The following is a 19,148-nucleotide window of genomic DNA, read 5'->3' as shown; positions in this document are numbered from 1 at the left end:
CGGTACGTCCGTCGCGGGCTGGCGGGTATCCGGTGACTCCCTGGTGTTGCCCTGATCCAGCCCCTCCGCAGCGATGAGGCTCACCAGCCGTTCGGCACCAGCACCTTGCGGATGCGCTTCTCGCTGACCGTGCCGTCCGTGCCGAGCTGCTGCGCGAAGAACGAGACCCGCAGCTCCTCCAGCATCCAGCGCACGTCCGCCAGCTCGGCGGCGCGCGCGGCGTCGGGGGAACCCGCCGCGTAGGTGGCGAGCGCCTTCTCGTACGCCGCGGTCACGTCGCCGATTCGCCAGGCGAGGTCGGAGTCGCGTGCCGGGTTCTCCGCCGCCTTCGTCAGGCGGTGCGAGTCCGCGCGCAGATAGCGTGCGAGGTGCGGCAGCCGTCGCGGCGGCGTCGCCGACACGAACCCGTCGTGGATGAGGGTCGCGCGATGCTCGCGAAGGTCCTGCAGCGTGTTCAGGAGCGCGAGGCTGCCCGACGCGCGGACCTCCGCCTCGAGCGTCCGGCTCGCCGACAGCGCGGCGACCACATGCCCGACGACGCGGTACACCTCGTCCTCCAGGTGCCGACGCACGAACGCCAGCGCGTCGGCGTAAGCAGCGGCAGTCCGCACGGACACGGCATCCGGCCCACCCGAAGGCGTGTCATACCGCGCCGAGTCCGGACCAGACGTCAACGAGACGACGGCCGCCAGCTGCAGATCGGCGACCAGCGCCTCGGTGTTCGGATACGGCGAAGCCGCCATCGTGAGCGACTGCGTCCCGGTCCACCGCGACGTCACCCGCCCGGTCCCGAGCGCAGCCTCGGACACCAGCAACCGCCGAACACCAGCGGCGTGCAGCGCATCCTGCCGTGTCTCGTCGGCCAGGATCCGCAGCGCGACCCCCACGGACCGAGCCTGCCCCTTCACCTTGGGAGCAACCTCCTCCACCAGCGCGGGGAACCCGCGCACCACAACCCCGGCCCCGACCCCGGTAGACACCGAAACCGGCAACGATCCGCCGTCCGCCAACCCAGAAGGCCAAGACGTCAGCCCGCTCTGCTCCCCGACAACAACAGCGCCACCAGCACCGCCGACACCAGCATCCCCAGCACCCCCACCAACCCCAGCACCCCCACCAGCGCCGGCACCCCCGCCAACCACCCCACCACTGGAGCTGCGCGCCCCCACTGCCAAAGGCGACGCACCTACGGAGGGCGCGGAAGGCGAAGACCCTCGCGCGGACGTATTCCTTCCCGAAGTGGAGGGCCCCCCGGGGCCCGTGAACGCGTCCGCGCGAGAGTCTTCGCCTTCCGCGCCCGCCCCAGCCACTCGCGCCTCAGCCAGAGCCCGACCCACAGCACCCTTCACCGCCGACCGCACAGCAGCCTCAGCCCGCGAAGCCAACTTCCGCTGCAACAGCACCAGATCCTTGGACTCGTCCAGCACGATCGCCGAAGCGTCCCGCCCCCGCCCGCGCTCCTCGACCACCCGGAACGTCACCCGGAGATGCCCAGGAAGGCGTGCGATCCGCTCCTCGTCCCAGACCTCCGGCGGCACCAGCACGTCGCGGAGCGCGCGGACCGCCCGCGTGAACGCGGAGACGTAGGACTCCGCCATGTCGCCGGCCCGGACGATGTCCTCCCACGCCGGGCACTCCTCGCGGATCCACGCGACGACGTCGCGCGCGACGTCCGGCGCCGGCACCAGCTCGCGCCGCACCGCCTTGGGCAGCGACTTGATGGTCGCGATGGTCAGCTCCTCGAGGAGCCCGGGCACCATCCAGTCGAACCCGTCCGGCACGACCCGCGCGAGCACCGCGATCGGGATGTGCACGGTGACGCCGTCGGCGTCGGACCCGGGCTGGAACTGGTAGGTGAGCGGCAGGGAGAGCTCGCCCTGGGGCCACCCCTCGGGGAACGCTGACGTGTCGACCGAAGCGTCGCCGACCAGCTGTTCCATCGTGAAGGTGAGCAGGTCCGGCGTCTCCTTGCGGGCCCGCGACCACCAGCGGTCGAAGTGCGCGGCGGACACCACGGAGTCGGGGACGCGCTCGTCGTAGAAGGCGAACAGGTCGTCCTCGTCCGCGACCAGGCCACGCTGCCGGGAGCGGGCCTCGAGCTCGCCGGCCTCCTCCAGGAGCGCGCGGTTGTCGTGGAAGAACCGGTGGTGCGTGGTCCACTCGCCCTCGACGAGGGCATGCCGCACGAACATCTCGCGCGCCGCCTCGGGATCGACCTTCGCGTAGAGCACGCGCCGGTCGGAGACGATGGGCACCCCGTACAGCAGCACCTTCTCCGTGCACATCGCCGCACCTTGCTTCGAGGACCAGTGCGGTTCCGAGTAGGTGTGCTTCGCGAGCGGACCGGCGAGGTCCTCGGCCCACTCCGGCTGGATCCGGGCGACGTCGCGCGCCCACAGGCGGCTGGTCTCGACGAGCTCGCCCGCCATGATCCACACCGGCGGCTTCTTCGACAGGGGAGACCCGGGGAAGATGGCGAACCGCGCCCCGCGGGCGCCGATGTACTCGTTGCGAGCCTGCTTCTTGGCTCGCTTCAGCGCGATCTCCCGCTGTGCCCCACGCAGGTGCGCGACGGCGGACGCCTTCACCTCGCCGCTGTCCTGCATCCCGAGCTGCGACAGCAACCCGGCGAGCAGCGACCTGTGGATCGTGTCGTCGTCCCACGTCTGGCGGTACGACGGCGTCTCTTGGTCGGGTCCGGCGGAGGGGTCACCGTCGGTGTCGGCGACCTGGGGTGTGGTGGCGGGACGGTGACGCGGCTGGAACGACATCTCTATGCCCAGCGGCCGCGACATCTCACGGAGCTGGGCGACGACGTCCTGCCACTCGCGGATACGCAGGAAGTTCAGGAACTCCGCCTTGCACAGGCGCCGGAAGGCCGAGCTGCCCATCTGGTGCTGCTGCTCCCGGACGTACTCCCAGAGATTCAGGTACGTGAGGAAGTCGGAGCGCGGGTCGGCGAACCGGGCGTGCAGCTGGTCGGCCTGCGCACGCTGTTCCGCCGGGCGCTCGCGGGGGTCCTGGATCGACAGCGCGGCGGCGATGATCGCCACCTCGCGGGCGACGCCGTGCCGTGAGCCCTCGATGACCATACGGGCCAGCCGGGGGTCCATCGGGAGCTGGGCGAGCGTGCGGCCCACCTCGGTGAGCCGCGTGACCATCTCGTTGGTCGAGCCTGTCGAGACCTCTTCCAGCGCACCCAGCTCGGTGAGCAGCTGGACGCCGTCGCGGATCGCGCGCGTGTCCGGGGGTTCGACGAAGGGGAAGCGGGCGACATCGTCGGGCGTGCTGACCACGCCCACCGAGATCATCTGCAGCAGCACGGACGCCAGCGACGTGCGCAGGATCTCGGGCTCGGTGAACTCGGGGCGCCCGTTGAAGTCCTCCTCCGAGTAGAGGCGGATCGCGATGCCGTCGGCGACACGGCCGGACCGGCCGCTGCGCTGGTTGGCCGAGGCCTGCGAGACCGGCTCGATCGGCAGCCGCTGGACCTTGGTCTGCTTGGAGTACCGGCTGATCCGGGCCGTACCGGGGTCGACGACGTAGTGGATGCCGGGGACGGTCAGCGAGGTCTCGGCGACGTTGGTCGCCAGCACGATGCGCCGCGACGCGTGCTGCTGGAAGACCCGGTGCTGCTCCGCGCTGGAGAGCCGCGCGTACAGCGGCAGGATCTCGACGTGCTGCGGATGCTTCGGGTCCCGGACACGCTCCTTGAGGTGGCCGGCGAGCCCGTCGGCGGTGTCGTGGATCTCGCGTTCGCCCGAGAGGAACACGAGGATGTCGCCGTTGCCCTCGCGCAGCAGCTCGTCGCAGGCCTCGATGATGCCGGTGACGAGATCCTTCTCCTCGCGCGCGTTCTTCGGTGCCCGGGCGCTGCCCCCTGGTCGTGCTCCACCCGCTGGCCGTGCTCCGCCTGGTCGCGCCTGTCGAGACCCCTTGGCCTCGACAGGCTCGGCCCGCGAGGCATCGGCTCCCGACGGATCCTCGTCCGGCGACAGCGGCTGGTAGCGGATCTCGACGGGGAACGTCCGGCCGGAGACCTCGACGATCGGCGCCAGCTCGGGGAGCACGTCGGTGACGTACGCGGGGGCACCGCCCCGCTCGGCCAGGGCCGCGGGGGAGAAGTGCGCGGCGAACCGCTCCGAGTCGATGGTGGCCGACGTGATGATCAGCTTGAGGTCGGGCCGCTGGGGGAGCAGCCGCGACAGGTAGCCGAGCAGGAAGTCGATGTTCAGGGACCGCTCGTGCGCCTCGTCGATGATGATCGTGTCGTAGGCCAGCAGCTGCGGGTCGCGCTGGATCTGGGCGAGCAGGATGCCGTCGGTCATGACCTTGACCAGCGTGTCCTCGCTCGACTGGTCGGTGAACCGGACCTGGTAGCCCACGACGCCGCCGAGCTCGGTGCCGAGCTCCTCCGCGATGCGCTCCGCGACCGTACGGGCCGCGAGCCGCCGGGGCTGGGTGTGCCCGATCTGACCCTGCCGTCCACGGCCGAGCTCCAGCGCGATCTTCGGGATCTGGGTGGTCTTCCCGGAGCCGGTCTCGCCGGCCACGATGACCACCTGGTTGTCGCGGATCGCCGCGGCGATGTCCGCGCGGCGCGCGGAGACGGGCAGCTGCCCCGGGTAGGTGATGGGCGGCACCTCGACGGCGGCACGCTTGGCGGCGGCCGCTTCGAGCTGCGCGGTCGAGACGCGCTGCGGCCCGCTGCGCCGGGGTCGCCGGTTCTGCTTGTCCGCCTGCTTGCCCGGCCCACGGCGGCGGTTCCGGCCTCCGCCCGCGCGGCCGCGATCGCCGTCGGACACCGGGGTGGAAGAAGGCTCGGTACTCACAACCCCCCATTCTCCCAGGAACGGCAAGGTCATTTGCCACCGGGCACCCGCGACGCGTCAGACGCACGGGTCGCTCGGGCGAGCTGTGCGCCTGACACGTCGCGGGTCCTAGCTCGCCTGCGCCGCGTTGAGCAGGTCGAGCGCGCCGTGCTGGCAGCCGTGTCCCGAGCTCACCGGGACCCGCGGACCGTTCCAGTGCGGGCCGTACATGTTGAGCGAGTCACGGTCGTTGGCGTACGCGGTGTCGGCCTGCCGGTCGAGGTAGGCGCTGTACGGCCGGTCGCCCAGCGCAGCGTTCAGCTTGCCCAGTCCGCGGACGTAGGCGCCCTTGAAGGAGGCGCCGTCGCTGTTGCAGTCGTCGCCCTCGTTCACCTCGCGCAGCACCCCGCCCGGGTTGAGGTAGGTGGAGCTGGTCGAGGCGTTGGCCAGGGTGCGTGCGGTGCTGAGCAGCGACGCGTCGCCGGTGGCCCGGTGCAGCTCGGCCAGGGCGCCCAGGATGACGCCCTGGTTGTACGTCCACGTCGGCTGACCGTTGTTGACGCACGAGTCGTTCAGCCCGTCGTTGACCAGGTCGCCGGAGTTGATCATGCCGCTGGCGCGGAACCAGCTCCAGCCCTCCCGGGCGCGCTGCAGGTAGGTGGTGTCGCCGGGGATGCGGTTGTGCAGCGCCGCGTTGAGCTGGATGTACAGCTCGTTGGTGATGGCGTTCTTGTACGGGATGCCGGTGTTCCACTGGACGCCGCCGCCGCACTTGGACGTCCAGTAGGCGCGCATGTGGTCGGCGTCGGCCCGGGCCGTGCTCAGGTACCGGCTGTCGCCGGTCAGGTCGTAGGCGGCGATCCAGGCGAGGCCCCACCAGCCGGTGTCGTCCAGGTACTCGTTGCGGAACTGGCCGTCACGCGCGTTGACGTTCTTGTCGTACGTCTGCGCGATCACGTACCGGTAGCTGCCCATCCCGCTGATCCGGGCGTTGTCGATGACGGCGGTCAGCGCGTTGGCGCCCGTCCACCAGCCGTTGGTCTCGAACAGGCCCGTGTTGCGGTCCCACAGCATCATCAGCGAGGTGGCGGCCGCCGTCGAGCGGCTCCCGGCGTTGCGGTCGTTACGTGCCCAGCCGGTGCAGGCGATCTCCGGCCGGTCGCCCGCCTTGCCGCAGACGCGGAGGGCGCCGATCCCCGCGTTGTTCCAGTCGTCCACGTTGTACATCTGGGTGCGCCAGCCCGTGCTGCCCGCGGGGATCGTGGTGACACCGAGCCTGCTGCCGGAGGCCCACGTCCGGCCGCCGTCGAACGACCGGTCGAGCCAGACCTCGTCGCCCGCCCGGCCGCCCTCGACAGTGCCCCAGCCCATGACGTCGGGGTCGGAGACGTGGAGCCGGAAGGTCCGGCCGTGGACGGCGGCGCTCACCGGCGTGCGGTCGCCCGCGGCGAGCCCGGGGTCCCGGGCATCGCAGTAGATGTCGCAGATGACGGCGTCCGGCGCGGCTGCCGATCGCGGAACAGCTTCGGCCCGCGTGACCGGGGTGAGCGGCACGGTCAGGAGGCAGGCCAGGGCCAGGGCCGTCGCCGAGGCGACGGCGCGGCGGGCGCCGACACGTCGGCGTGGATGGTCGGGGGGTACTGACAGCGATGTCATCGAAACTCCCTGTGCTCGTCCTTGCTTCCGTCTTTGGAGTGGTGGAGCGATGGAGCGACCAGACGCGGCACGACCCGAGTCGCGGCCCGACAAGATTCACCCGGAACGGACAGCAGGTCAAGAGCGTCGGCGGCCCGGGTGGGGGACCGGCGCTCGCAGGATGGGGATGGCTCCCCATGTCGCGACGGGCGTCGCTTCCGTAGGCTTTTGAGATTCCTGTGACGTGCACCGGGATGCCCGAGGGGAGCGGTATGACTGACAGGTTGACCAGCCAGCGACGGGCCGGCATGACGACCCGTGAGCTCGCCGCTCTGTGCGAGAGCCGGATCAACGGTCTGAGCCGCATCCGACAGGCATTCGAGCACAGCGACGCGCCCGAGCACGTCGAGGGACTGATCGACGACCTGCGGACCACGGCGTCCGACTGGGACGCGGCAGTGAGCCGTTCGCCGGACGGGGATCCCGTGGCACTCCGGGTCGGCGCCCGGACCGTCCGGGACGGGGTGCCCGGATTCGGGGCGGTGGCTGATGCGCTCGAGTCCTACGCCTCGGCCCTCGAGTCGGGGCAGGCCAGGCACGGTGCGGGGCTGGCGCAGCTCCAAGCCGCCCGACAGCGCGCGACGGGTCTCACCGTGGCTGGTGGCGCGAGCGCGGGCGCGGGCGCGGGTGCCGGTGTCGGCGCCGACCCGGAACGAACCGAAGCCGCCTCCTCGGCCGCGATAGCCGTGCTCGACGTCGCCTGCGCGGGCTACGCCGCCTGTCAGGACGCCTACGAGGCCGCGCGCGACGCCGAGGAGGCGCTCTACGCGGCACTGTCGTACGTCCGTGTCAGACCCTCAGGTCACCGGAATGACCTGAGGGTCTGACAGCACCGCGGTGGCGGACGGGGCCGGTCAGGCCGAGCAGGTGTTGAGCAGCGGCTGCAGCGCCGACTTCTCCGCGGAGTCCAGGGTGAGGCTCCAGCGGTACTTCGTGCGGATCCACATCTTCGCGTAGGCACAGTGGGAGCTGGTGAGCGGAGGGACCCACTCGGCGGGGTCCTTGTCGCTCTTCGAGACGTTCACGTTGTCCGTGACGGCGATCAGCTGCGGGCCGGTGAGGTCGTTCGCGAAGTCCTGCCGACGGCTCGTCGTCCACTCGCTGGCGCCCGAGTCCCAGGCCTCGGACAGGGCCACGACGTGGTCGATGTCGATGTCCGACGGCGCCGTCTCCGTCAGCCCGTCCCACTCGCTGTACCAGCTGCCCGACGTCGGGTAGCAGTCGCTGCCGACCTCGACGTCCTCGCCGTCGCGCTGGAGGACCGTCTCGCGGGTGGTGCAGCCGCTGACCGTGATCCAGTGCGGGAACAGGGTGCGGTCGTACGGGGTGGACGCGCTCTCCGCCCGCACCGTGAGCGCGTTGAGCTCGGACTGCGCCACCGCCTTGGTGGGTAGTCCGGGCGGGTAGGCGCCTGCCCGCTGCGGGAACGCCACCATCAGCAGTGCGACGAGCGCCAGCGCGGTGACCGCTGCGATCAGGCGGTGGCGAGGCTCTCGCCGAGGTTCGTGCTGGACGACGAGCTGCGGCATGGGCAGACCTTTCGCGAGACCGGTCAGGGCGCGTTCATCGTCGACCTGGGCGGTGTCGTCCAAATGACCATGATGTGACGGTTAGCGAAATTTCACCCGGTCTGTCGTCATAGTCCGCCATGTCGCTCCACGACGCAAGGCCCGCCTCCACCGGCCGCTCGCGGCGGGTCCGGGGAGACCGCGCGAGGGGACCGCGTGCAGGCGGGCCTTGAGGGGTCCGGCGGCTCAGGCGGTTCAGCCGGCGCTCAGCACGCCCAGGTAGTAGCCGAGGCCGACCAGGGCGAGGGCGCCGAGCGTCTCGATGATGGCGAGCGCGAGGCCCCAGCGAGCGAGCCACAGGTCGAAGCCCTCCTTGCCGGCGCGCGCGACGGCGATCGCGTTCAGGATGACGCCGATGACGGGCAGGGCTGCCAGGAAGAAGGTGAGGAGGCTGAAGACCGCGGTCTGCGGGTCCTCTTCCTCGACCGCGGCAGCCGGCGCGGCGACCGCGGTCTCGGCGGCCACGGGGGTCGCTACGGCCACAGCTGCCTCGGTGACGGCCTCGGCAGGAGACGTCGCGGCAGCGGTCTCGACGGGCGCCGTCTCGGCTGCGGGGGCCTCGGCCTCTGCCTTCGCCTCGGACGTCGCCTCCGGCGCGGCAGGCTCGGTCTCCACGACCTCGGTGGCGGTGGCTGCCGCACTCTGGTCGACAGCGGCCTCGGGAGTCGTGGTGTCGGGCGTGGTCATGTCGGTAGTGCTCCCCTGGTTGCAGGTTTTAGGAAATGTCAGGCCATATTGTGGAGTATCCGAATGGTCTTGGATAGACCGGTACCAGCCATTCAAGCGGCAGAGGCCGCCGCTCCTTCGGGAACGGCAGCCTCCGCGCTGCTGGGTACGCATGGTCGCGCTGCCGGGCACGTCGCGGCGCCCGGGGCGGTCTCGGCGGGTCAGGCCGCCTGGAGGGTGATCGCCGCGTAGCCGGCGAGGCCGAACAGCACGAGGTACAGCACCGTGAAGACGATCGAGAGGCCCAGGCCCCACTTCGAGAGCTTGCTGTCGAGGCCCGCCTTGCCGGCCTTCGAGACGGCGATCGCCGAGACGACGATCCCGATCGGGGGCGCGACGAACGCGAGGATGAAGCCCACGATCGCCAGGGTGTTGGCCTTCGGGTCCTGGGCCGTGCCCTGGTCGGCGGGGGCGCTCGTGGTCTCGCTCATGAGGGACTTTCCTTTCACGGCCACTGTTCCGGCCGTTCGACTGCGGACGCAGGTGCGCCCGTTGGGACGCGGGCAAGTGTGAGGCATCACGAGATGTCCACGAAAGGTTTCATTGCGCCGTACGCCCGAATCGTTACCCTTGGCGATCATGGGGTGTCATCCGTCCCAGGGTCCTGCGCCTGACCCTGGGGACCGGTTCACCCTGGGCGGCCGACAATTACGCCGCTCGAGTTCACCTGGGCGTGATAGGCCTGTGCAAGGACCAAGACGCACGTACCGCACCACGAAGTGGCGCACCGACCGAGGGGGCGACGCGTGAACGACGAGGCGAAGAAGCCAAGTCCGCACGACTCCCGCGCGGGTCTGCGCAAGTACTTCCGGACCGCCTGGACCGGTGCGGTCGCCAGCGTCATCGCGGTGGGCGTGCTGTTCAGTGCTTCCGCGAGCGTCCCCGCCTCGCACCTCGCCGGTGGGAACGGTGGCGAGCTGCCCATCAGGCTCTACGGGCTGCTGCAGAGCGTCACGGTCGGTGAGACGGAGACCGCTCCCGACGGCGTCACGCTCGCCCAGATCGTCGCCGTCCTCGAGCGGGCCGAGGAGCAGGCGCAGGAACAGGGGCCCAACTTCAGCCCTACGATCGCGCAGGCTGCCGCTGAGCTCGGCATGCTCTACACGACGTACCAGATGCAGCAGCTGGCCTTCGGCGAGAACAACAAGGGCCTCCGCGTCGAGGACGCGCCGGTGGCGCGCGACGCCCAGGAGGACGCGGCGGATCCGGCTGCGGATGCCGACCGTGAGCGCGACGAGCAGGACAACGACGCCCAGGACAGCGACGAGCAGGACAACGACGCCCAGGACAGCGACGAGCAGGACAACCCCGAGCGCGAGCCCGAGGAGCGCGAGCCCCGCCCGGGGCCGGGGACCGACGACGAGGCCCCGCCCGCCGTGCAGGTGTCGAACGAGCGCACCTCGGTGATCGACCCGCACGACGAGGACCCGACGGCCGGCTACATCACCTACGACGAGGTCGTGATCGCCGCGGTACGGCTCGCGAACATGCTGGACCCGTCGGTGCCCAACGCGCTCGTCGAGGTGGACGGGGCCGGGCAGCGCGAGGGCTTCTCGCTGCGCGAGAGCCTGCTCGACGTCGTGGGCATGTTCGGCGGGACCACCGCCGGATACGCGAACGGCCGCATCCCGACTGACGTGCTGTGCCCCCTGGAGTTCGCGTCCGGCCACATGCTGCGCTGTGACGCGGCAGAACGGCTGACGGCACTCAGCGATCTGTTCGAGCAGGAGTTCGGCTACCCGATCCCGATCACCGACTCCTACCGCTCCTACGAGGCCCAGGTCACCCTGGCCGGCATCAAGCCGCACCTCGCCGCGATCCCCGGTACGTCGAACCACGGTTGGGGCATCGCGGTGGACCTCGGCAACCCGATCGCCGGCGGCCGCTCACCGGAGTACGTCTGGCTGCGGCTGCACGGCCCGGACTACGGCTGGGACAACCCGTCGTGGGCCCAGCTCGACGGGTCGAAGCCGGAGCCGTGGCACTTCGAGTTCTTCGCTGCCGGCTCGATCCCGAACCGTGCGATCGACCCGTCCGACGTCGGGACCTGGGTGCCGTCGGACGACACGACCCCGCGCTACAAGCCTTCGCTCGACCCGAAGCCGAGCAACAAGCCGCCGGCCTCGAAGCCGTCCGACCGGCCGGGCGACAACCCGCCGTCGCAGAAGCCGCCGAAGCCGACGCCCAAGCCGACGCCGACACCCACGCCGTCGGCGACGCCGAAGCCGACACCCACGCCGTCGGCGACGCCCACGCCCACCCCGACTCCGACGGAACCGACTCCGACTCCGACCCCGACTCCGACGGAGCCGACCCCGGCGCCGACTCCGACGGAACCGACCCCGTCGCCGTCCTCGCCGAGCCCGTCACCCAGCCCGTCGCCGTCGGACCCGACCTGCCCGGACGGCGACCCTGAACCGGCGCCGAGCGCGTCGCCCGAGCCGAGCGTCAGCCCCGAGCCGACGCCCGCGCCGAGCACCGGGGCCGAGGAGCCTGCGGACGACCCGTGCGCGCCCGACGAGGGTTCGGAAGCCGACAAGACCACGGAGAGCGCCGGGTCCACGGACGCGAGCGGCGACGGGACCTCGGCCACGGTGACGGCGGCAGCTCTGTCGGCGAGCCGTCCCGAGAGGCTCAGCCTGGTCAGGCGGCGAGGACTGATCGCCACATGACGGCGGAGCATGCCCCGAACGACCGGCCCGCGGCGTCTCCTCCGGGAGGCGCCGCCGGCGACCCGCTGCGGTTCCTGCGGTCGGGGCGGCTCGAGTCGATGCCGCGGAGGTGGCGCGACAAGGTGGCGGTGACCCGCTACCTGGCGGCGCGGGTGCTGCCCACCTTGCTGGAGCCGGTGACGGAACGCGAGCTGACCGACCGGCTGCACGAGGTCGCGCACGACCCGGTGGGCATGCGGCGTGCGATGGTCGACCACGGTCTGGTGCAGCGCACCCGGGACGGAGCCGAGTACTGGCGTACCGAACGGACCGAGTACGACCTCTGAGCTGCCCCAGGGCGAAGTCTTGACCATATGTCGAGACAACGAAGACTCGTCTTTTCGGGATAGGAAATTTCATGACTGAAGAACGTGCCGTCGCAGCGCTCGAGGCGGCGGGTATCCCGTTCGAGATGACGCGACACGGTCAGGTCGCTAGCCTCGCTGAGGCCGCCGCCGCGCGCGGGGTCGAGCCGGCGAAGCTGATCAAGACGATCGTGGTGCGCCGGGCGGACGAGGACTACCTGTTCGTGCTCGTCCCGGGTGACCGGCAGATCTCGTGGCCCAAGCTGCGTGCGCTGCTCGGCGTCTCCCGGCTCTCGATGCCGAGCAAGGACGTCGCTTTCGAGGTCACGGGCTATGAGAGGGGAACCATCACTCCGTTCGGGTCGTTCCACAGGTGGCCCGTCGTCGCGGACTCCCGGCTCAGTGAGCCAGGTCCGGTGTCGATCGGCGGAGGCGCTCACGGTGTGGGTGCCACGGTTGACGCCGTTGATCTCACGACGGCGCTCGACGCCACGGTTGCGGACGTGACCGACCCGGTCTGAGGCGTTCTCGGACCGGGATCGAGCAGGCCCGCGAGGGTGCGGAGGCCGGCAGTTCGCTTCCGTGCAACGTGACCGTAACGCCTGGGGGGTGGACGGAAGCCAGGTGCCGGGTGAACACTCACCCTAGGCAATTCTTGCCCCTCCCGACCAAGGAGCGGTCAGGGAGCACCAAGAAGAGTCCAAGCCGCCAGTGCAAGGTCGCCAGTGCAAGGTCGCCGTTGAAAGTCGGTTGGTAAGTCAGTGTCTAACGAAGTCGAGGCCCGACCAATGCAGGACGGAGCGAATGACCCCATGGACCCTCTCCCGTCAGACTCAGCGCAGGACATGGTTCCCGGTCGCCCGGGATCCGGTATCGCCTGCCGGAACACCTACGAGGGCACGGTGCTGACCCTCTGGGGCGACATCGACGCGCTGCTGCGCGAGAACGCGAGCGCGGCGATGGCCACGCTCGCAGCACGACCCGATCCCGACCCCGTCATCGTCGACGCGCGGGATGTCACGTTCATCGACTCCTCCGGGGTGGCCTTCATCCTGCAGGTGTTCGTGCTCGGTGAGGAGACGGGTTCGCCCGTACTGCTCCGTGAGCCGTCCGCCGTGGTGATGGAGGTCCTGGACATGGTCGGCATCAGTCAACGGATCCCGGTGGTCCGCAGCGCTGCCGCCAGCGCCTGAGCCGGAACCGAACCAGTCGGAGGAGTGGCACCCTTGTCCGGTGAAGAACTGGGCAGCGAACCTCACCTACTCCTCCGAGCGCATCGAACGTCCCCGGACCCTCGCGGAGCTCGCCGGCATCGTCGCCGGTGAGCCCCGCGTCCGGGCCCTCGGCTCGCGCCACTCGTTCTGCGACGTCGCCGACACGACGGGCGTGCACGTCCAGCTCGACCTGCTCGACGACGGCAGGCCGTCCCTCGAGGTGGACCCGGAGACGGGCGTCGCGTCGGTCCGTGCGGGCCTGCGCTACGGCGAGGTCGCGTCCGGCCTGCACGCCGAGGGCCGTGCCCTGGGTGCGATGGCCTCGCTGCCCCACATCTCGGTGGCCGGTGCCGTCGCCACGGGCACCCACGGCTCGGGCGACGGGACGCGCTCGCTCGCGGGCGACGTCGTCGGGGTGGAGCTCATGACCGCCTCCGGCGAGGTGCTGGTCGTGCGCCGTGGCGACGCCGACTTCCCGGGCTCCGTGGTGGCGCTCGGCGCCCTCGGCATCGTGACGCGCGTGGAGCTGGCGACGGTCCCGACGTTCGACGTGCGCCAGGACGTCTTCACCGGCCTGCCCTGGGACGCGTTGTTCGAGAACCTCGACGCCGTCATGGGCAGCGCGTACTCCGTCAGCGTCTTCACGAGCTGGTTCGAGCCCGATGTGCGGATGGTCTGGTGCAAGTCGAAGGTCTCGACCGGCGTCGAGGCGCCCACGCTCCTGGTCGAGCTGGGGGCCGCACCGGCGACCGAGCCCATGCACCCCCTTCCGGACGTCGCGGCGGTCGCGTGCACCGAGCAGGGCGGGGTGCCGGGACCCTGGTTCGAGCGGCTGCCGCACTTCCGGCTGGACTTCATGCCGTCGCTCGGCGAGGAGCTGCAGTCGGAGTACCTCCTGCCGCGTGCGGCGGGGCCTGACGCCGTCCGCGCGCTGCGGGCGCTCGGGGACCGGATCGGGCCGCTGCTGCTGACCTCGGAGATCCGCACGATCGCCGGCGACGACCAGTGGCTCAGCACCACCGGCGAGGACAGCATCGCGTTCCACTTCACCTGGCAGCAGGACTGGCCTGCCGTGCGGGAGCTGCTGCCCGAGCTGGAGGCGGCGCTCCTGCCGCTGGGTGCGCGCCCGCACTGGGGCAAGCTGTTCACGGTCCCCGTGGCGGACCTCCCGGGCCTCTACCCGCGCTTCGAGGACTTCGCGGATCTGGCCGCGCGCCTGGACCCGACGGGCAAGTTCCGCGGTGGGTACGTCGAGAAGCTGCTCACGGAAGGAAATTGATATGGCAACGATATCGCGTTCAAGGCGATTTTCTCGGAGGATCAACGTATGAGCGACGCGCAGAGAACAACCGCGCAGCCCGAGAAGCGGGAGGAGTTCAGCGGACAGCTGGGATTCATCCTGTCCGCTATCGGCTCCGCTGTCGGGCTGGGGAACATCTGGCGCTTCCCGGGGGTGGCATACGAGAACGGCGGGGGCGCGTTCCTGGTGCCCTACCTGGTGGCCCTGCTGACGGCAGGCATCCCGATCCTGTTGCTGGACTACGCGGTCGGGCACCGGTTCCGAGGTTCGGCACCGCTGGCCTTCCGCCGGGTCAAGCGCTGGCTGGAAGGACTGGGCTGGTTCCAGGTCATGATCTGCTTCGTGATTGCCGTCTACTACGCGGTGATCATCGCCTGGGCGCTCAGCTATTTCGTGTACTCGTTCGACCTGAGCTGGGGTGACGACACCGCCGGCTTCTTCACCGGCAGCTACCTCCAGCTGGCCGACGTCGGCGGCGCGGACCCGTGGTTCACGTTCGACTTCGTCTCCGCCGTGCTGATCCCGCTGGTCCTCGTGTGGGTGGCGGCCATCGTCGTGCTGGCCGCCGGCGTGGCGAAGGGCGTGGAGAAGGTCAACTTCATCTTCATCCCGCTGCTGTTCGTCGCCTTCGGCGCTCTGGTCATCCGGTCCCTGACGCTGCCGGGCGCCGCCGACGGTCTCAACGCGCTGTTCACGCCGGACTGGAGCGCGATCACCGATCCGAACGTGTGGATCGCGGCCTACGGCCAGATCTTCTTCTCCCTTTCCATCGCGTTCGGGATCATGATCACGTACGCCTCCTACCGGAAGCGCCGCGCCAACCTGACCTCGCCCGGCTTCGTCGTGGCGTTCGCCAACTCCGGCTTCGAGGTGTTCGCCGGCATCGGTGTGTTCGCGGCGCTCGGCTTCCTCGCGAACCAGCAGGGCATGGCCATCGCAGAGCTCGAGGGCATCACAGGACCCATCCTCGCGTTCGTCACCTTCCCGGCGATCGTGTCCCAGATGCCGGCAGGGGCGCTCTTCGGGGCGTTGTTCTTCGGCTCCCTGGTGATGGCCGGGTTCACGTCCCTGCTGTCGATCCTCCAGGTGGTCTCCGCGTCGTTCCAGGAGAAGTTCGGCTGGACGCGCCAGGGGGCCGCACTTCGTATCGGCATCGTGGCGGCGGTGATCTCGGTGGTGGGGTTCTCCACGACCACCGGCCTGATCGCTCTCGACACGGTCGACAACTGGGCGAACAACATCGGCATCGTCGGTTCCGCGGTGGTCACCACCGTGGTCGTCGGGTGGATCCTGCGGCGCTCCGAGGAGATGCGGTTCCACCTGAACTCGGTCTCCACGCTCCAGGTGGGCCGCTGGTGGTCCTTCTGCATCATCGTGCTCGGACCGGTCGTGCTCACCTACATGCTCGTCTCGCGCATCGTCAGCCTGATCCAGGAGCCGTACGAGGAGTACGACGCGACGTACCTCGGCTTCGCGGGGTGGGGCACCGTCGTCGTCCTCGTGGTCGGGGCCCTGGTGCTCACCCTGATGCGGTGGCGGGTCGAGCCCGACAAGTTCGATGCGTGGCCCACCTACGGAGGTAAGTCATGACCGGCGAAGCTATCGCCCTTCTGGTCGTCTCGCTCGTCATCGTGTGGGGCGGGCTCGCGGCGAGCATCGTCGCCCTCGTCCGGCGGCCCGAGCGGACCGAGTTCCCGCACGGCTGGCAGCACGAGGGCGGTCCGGAGGACCGGCCGGACGAGCCCGTCGAGCACGACACCTGAGCAACTCCCGGCAAGTCGGCCAGCGGCCGGCTTGCCGGGGTGTTTGCGCAGGCCAGACCACATAGACGTGGACAAAATGTTAACGAGACGCGCAAAACATCACAATGTGACATCAGTCTCGATCCTCCGGGTTTACGCCAGGAGGGCGTCACGGTTAGGTGAGACTCGCACACGAGGCGCCCAGCGCGCCGTCGGGTCCTCTGCTCCCCTGATGACGGAGATCTGCCGGGTCGTAGCGCCTCGTGACACACCAACGATCCGACCCAGGAGACCCCTGATGCGCAGGCTTCCCGCCTTCACTGCTGCCACGGCACTTACCGCTGCCGCCCTCGTCCTCACCGCGTGCACCGACGCGTCACAGCAGCCCGCTGGTGGCACCGCGACCGACGAGGCCAGCGCCGAGGCATCGTTCGACCCGTCGGCCATCGAGGCCGACGCGGAGATCGCCGCGATGCTCCCGCAGGAGATCGCCGACAAGGGCACGCTGTCCGTCGGCTCCGACACGGCGTACGCGCCGGCAGAGTTCATCGACGTCGACGGCGAGACGCCTGTCGGGTTCGACATCGACACGGTGAACGCCGTCGCCGCGGTGCTCGGCCTGGAGGCCGACGTCCAGACGGCGGCCTTCGACGGGATCATCCCCGCCATCGGCTCCAAGTACGACGTGGGCATCTCGGCGTTCACCATCACCGACGAGCGCACCGCCGCGGCCAACATGATCAGCTACGCCGTCGCCGGCTCGCAGTTCGGCGTCGCCGCGGACAACCCCGATGGCTTCGACCCCGAGAACCTGTGCGGCAGCACCGTCGGCGTGCAGACCTCGACCATCCAGGACGAGGAGCTCACCGAGGCCGCCAAGGACTGCGAGGACGAGGGCGAGGAGCCCGTCGACGTCGTCCGCTACGAGTCGCAGGCCGACGTCACCACCAACCTCGTGGGTGGCAAGCTCCAGGCCATGTACGCCGACTCGCCGATCACGGCCTACGCCGTCGAGCAGACGTCCGGTGAGGTCGAGACGATCGGCGAGATCAACGACGCGGCGCCGTACGGCATCGTCGTCGCGCAGGACGACGAGGAGCTGACCGAGGCCGTGCAGGCCGCGCTGCAGAAGCTCATCGACGACGGCACGCTCGAGGAGATCTTCGCCGGCTGGGGCAGCGAGGGCGTCGTCGTGGACGAGGCCGAGCTCAACCCTGCCGAGTGACCAGCGCCCGCGGACAGAGAAGAGGGGCGAGATGAGCTCCAGCAAGACTCAGGGATCGGGTCACGACCCGGTGCCCAACCGGATCCGTGCGCGACCGGTGCCGCGACCCGGCCGTTTCGTCGCGGCGGCGATCGTGCTGGTGCTGGCCGCCATGGCGGCCAACGCGCTGATCACGAACGACAACTTCCGCTGGGACGTGGTCTGGCTCTACCTGCGTGACACCCTCGTCGTCCGCAGCGTCATGTGGACGCTGATCCTCACGTTCGGTTCCATGGCCGTCGCCGTGGTGCTGGCGGTGACGCTCGCGATGATGCGCCGGTCGGACAACCCGGTGATGCGCTGGGTGAGCTGGCTCTGGATCTGGTTCTTCCGCGGCACGCCGATCTACACGCAACTGATCTTCTGGGGCCTGCTGGCGGTGCTCTACCCGCGGCTCTCGCTGGGTATCCCGTTCGGTCCGGAGTTCTTCTCGTTCCGCACCGAGGACGTCCTCACCGTGTTCTGGCTGGCGCTGTTCGGCCTCGCGTTCAACGAGTCGGCGTATCTCGCCGAGATCATGCGTGCTGGCCTGACCTCCGTGGACCCGGGCCAGGCCGAGGCCGCCAAGGCGCTCGGGATGAAGGACGGCAAGATCATGCGCCGTGTGATCCTGCCGCAGGCCATGCGCGTGATCGTGCCCCCGACGGGCAACGAGACCATCTCCATGCTGAAGACCACCTCGCTGGTGGTCGCCGTCCCGCTCACCCTTGAGCTGACGTACGCGACCTCCGCCATGGGCAACCGGCAGTTCCTGACCATCCCGTTCCTGGTCATCGCCGCGCTCTGGTACCTGCTCATCACCTCGATCCTGATGGTGGGCCAGCACTACCTGGAGCAGTACTACGGGCGCGGGTTCGGCACCGCTACCGGGCGGCGCGGGCGCGGCAAGGGCCCGGGTGGCCGGCAGGCCGCCATCGCGGCTGCCGGGACCGTGAAAGTAGACATCACGAAGGAGGTCACGCCATGAGCGTCGTCGCCGACTCCGCGGCCGCTCCGGCGGACACCACGGACATGGTCTCCGTACGTGCAGTGCACAAGGTGTTCGGCCACGGCCAGGACGCCGTGCACGTCCTGAAGGGCGTCGACCTCGACGTCGCGCGGGGCGAGGTCACGGTGATCCTCGGCCCGTCCGGGTCCGGCAAGTCCACCCTCCTGCGCTGCATCAACGAGCTGGAGGAGATCACCGGCGGCTCCGTCGTCGTCGGCGGGGACCTCATGGGCTACCGCAAGGACGCCAAGGGGACCCTCCACAGGCTGCACCCGAAGGCGGTCGCGAAGCAGCGCTCGCGCATCGGGATGGTCTTCCAGCGGTTCCACCTGTTCCCGCACATGACGGCGCTCGAGAACATCATGGAAGCGCCGGTGCAGGTGCGGGGGATGTCGAAGAAGGCGGCGAAGCAGCGCGCGCTCGAGCTCATCGAGCGCGTGGGGCTGTCCGACCGGATGGAGCACTACCCGGCCCAGCTGTCCGGCGGCCAGCAGCAGCGGGTCGCCATCGCCCGGGCGCTCGCGATGGATCCGGAGCTCATGCTGTTCGACGAGCCGACGTCGGCCCTCGACCCCGAGCTGGTGGGCGAGGTGCTGTCGGTGATGCAGGACCTGGCGAAGTCCGGCATGACGATGATCGTGGTGACGCACGAGATCGGGTTCGCCCGTGAGGTGGCCGACCACGTCGTCTTCATGGACGAGGGCGTGATCGTCGAGGCAGGCCCGCCGGCGGAGGTCCTGGACGCTCCGAAGGAAGCCCGCACGCAAGACTTCCTCTCCCACGTCCTCTGACCACCGTTGAGTGCTGGGTATTCGCCCTGGAAA

The 19,148-nt window shown here is 70.0% G+C and carries 16 protein-coding genes; 11 read left to right on the top strand and 5 right to left on the bottom strand.

Annotated features, from left to right (window positions below; translation table 11 throughout):
* Nucleotides 1–80 precede the first annotated feature (80 nt).
* Both ACQEVI_RS11185 and ACQEVI_RS11180 read right to left on the bottom strand, forming a co-directional pair.
* Nucleotides 81–4,832: a DUF3418 domain-containing protein gene (locus tag ACQEVI_RS11185; RefSeq protein WP_432898297.1), complete on the bottom strand. Its 4,752-nt coding sequence runs from the start codon at nucleotides 4,830–4,832 to the stop codon at nucleotides 81–83.
* Nucleotides 4,833–4,940: 108 nt separating this feature from the next.
* Nucleotides 4,941–6,467 (bottom strand): glycoside hydrolase family 76 protein, encoded by a 1,527-nt coding sequence (locus tag ACQEVI_RS11180; RefSeq protein ID WP_432898294.1) that lies wholly within the window; start codon nucleotides 6,465–6,467, stop codon nucleotides 4,941–4,943.
* A 251-nt stretch (nucleotides 6,468–6,718) separates the two neighbouring features.
* On the opposite strand from ACQEVI_RS11180, the gene ACQEVI_RS11175 reads away from it, so the two are divergent.
* Entirely contained in the window at nucleotides 6,719–7,333 is a 615-nt protein-coding gene (locus ACQEVI_RS11175; RefSeq protein ID WP_432898291.1) for a hypothetical protein, read from the top strand.
* Between the two features lie 27 nt (nucleotides 7,334–7,360).
* Here ACQEVI_RS11175 and ACQEVI_RS11170 read toward each other — a convergent pair whose 3' ends face one another.
* The 3 genes from ACQEVI_RS11170 to ACQEVI_RS11160 form a co-directional block, all read right to left on the bottom strand.
* Nucleotides 7,361–8,098 (bottom strand): HNH endonuclease family protein, encoded by a 738-nt coding sequence (locus tag ACQEVI_RS11170; protein WP_432898288.1) that lies wholly within the window; start codon nucleotides 8,096–8,098, stop codon nucleotides 7,361–7,363.
* Between the two features lie 171 nt (nucleotides 8,099–8,269).
* Nucleotides 8,270–8,761 (bottom strand): hypothetical protein, encoded by a 492-nt coding sequence (locus ACQEVI_RS11165; RefSeq protein WP_432898285.1) that lies wholly within the window; start codon nucleotides 8,759–8,761, stop codon nucleotides 8,270–8,272.
* Nucleotides 8,762–8,961: 200 nt separating this feature from the next.
* A complete protein-coding gene (locus ACQEVI_RS11160; RefSeq protein ID WP_432898282.1) occupies nucleotides 8,962–9,231 on the bottom strand; it encodes a hypothetical protein in 270 nt (89 codons plus the stop codon).
* A gap of 315 nt (nucleotides 9,232–9,546) precedes the next feature.
* Here ACQEVI_RS11160 and ACQEVI_RS11155 point away from each other — a divergent pair, with 315 nt between their 5' ends.
* From ACQEVI_RS11155 to ACQEVI_RS11110, 10 genes are all read left to right on the top strand, one after another.
* The gene (locus tag ACQEVI_RS11155) at nucleotides 9,547–11,472 is read left to right on the top strand and encodes a D-alanyl-D-alanine carboxypeptidase family protein (protein ID WP_432898279.1); all 1,926 of its coding nucleotides are present in this window, start codon (nucleotides 9,547–9,549) and stop codon (nucleotides 11,470–11,472) included.
* A complete protein-coding gene (locus ACQEVI_RS11150) occupies nucleotides 11,469–11,798 on the top strand; it encodes a DUF2087 domain-containing protein (protein WP_432898276.1) in 330 nt (109 codons plus the stop codon). The genes ACQEVI_RS11155 and ACQEVI_RS11150 overlap by 4 nt, the downstream gene beginning before the upstream one ends.
* A 71-nt stretch (nucleotides 11,799–11,869) precedes the next feature.
* Complete coding sequence (locus ACQEVI_RS11145) at nucleotides 11,870–12,337, top strand: aminoacyl-tRNA deacylase (RefSeq protein ID WP_432898273.1); 468 nt, start codon at nucleotides 11,870–11,872, stop codon at nucleotides 12,335–12,337.
* A gap of 324 nt (nucleotides 12,338–12,661) precedes the next feature.
* Nucleotides 12,662–13,009 carry an STAS domain-containing protein gene (locus ACQEVI_RS11140; protein WP_116677346.1) on the top strand — a complete coding sequence of 116 codons (348 nt, stop codon included), beginning with the start codon at nucleotides 12,662–12,664 and terminating at the stop codon, nucleotides 13,007–13,009.
* A gap of 40 nt (nucleotides 13,010–13,049) precedes the next feature.
* Nucleotides 13,050–14,309, top strand: a complete 1,260-nt coding sequence (locus ACQEVI_RS11135) for a D-arabinono-1,4-lactone oxidase (protein WP_432898269.1) — start codon at nucleotides 13,050–13,052, stop codon at nucleotides 14,307–14,309.
* A 48-nt stretch (nucleotides 14,310–14,357) separates the two neighbouring features.
* A complete protein-coding gene (locus ACQEVI_RS11130; protein WP_432898266.1) occupies nucleotides 14,358–15,920 on the top strand; it encodes a sodium-dependent transporter in 1,563 nt (520 codons plus the stop codon).
* On the top strand, nucleotides 15,917–16,093 hold the full coding sequence (locus ACQEVI_RS11125; RefSeq protein ID WP_432898263.1) for a methionine/alanine import family NSS transporter small subunit: 177 nt from the start codon (nucleotides 15,917–15,919) through the stop codon (nucleotides 16,091–16,093). Before ACQEVI_RS11130 ends, ACQEVI_RS11125 begins: the two co-directional genes overlap by 4 nt.
* Before the next feature lie 277 nt (nucleotides 16,094–16,370).
* The gene (locus ACQEVI_RS11120) at nucleotides 16,371–17,297 is read left to right on the top strand and encodes an ABC transporter substrate-binding protein (RefSeq protein WP_432898260.1); all 927 of its coding nucleotides are present in this window, start codon (nucleotides 16,371–16,373) and stop codon (nucleotides 17,295–17,297) included.
* 31 nt (nucleotides 17,298–17,328) lie between these two features.
* Entirely contained in the window at nucleotides 17,329–18,303 is a 975-nt protein-coding gene (locus ACQEVI_RS11115; protein ID WP_432898257.1) for an amino acid ABC transporter permease, read from the top strand.
* The gene (locus ACQEVI_RS11110) at nucleotides 18,300–19,115 is read left to right on the top strand and encodes an amino acid ABC transporter ATP-binding protein (RefSeq protein ID WP_432898254.1); all 816 of its coding nucleotides are present in this window, start codon (nucleotides 18,300–18,302) and stop codon (nucleotides 19,113–19,115) included. The genes ACQEVI_RS11115 and ACQEVI_RS11110 overlap by 4 nt, the downstream gene beginning before the upstream one ends.
* Nucleotides 19,116–19,148: the final 33 nt, after the last annotated feature.

This window comes from Promicromonospora sp. CA-289599 (assembly GCF_050936155.1).
GTDB lineage: Bacteria > Actinomycetota > Actinomycetes > Actinomycetales > Cellulomonadaceae > Promicromonospora.
The sequence above is the reverse complement of the archived record's forward strand: the minus strand, read 5'-3'. Positions and strand labels throughout refer to the sequence as shown.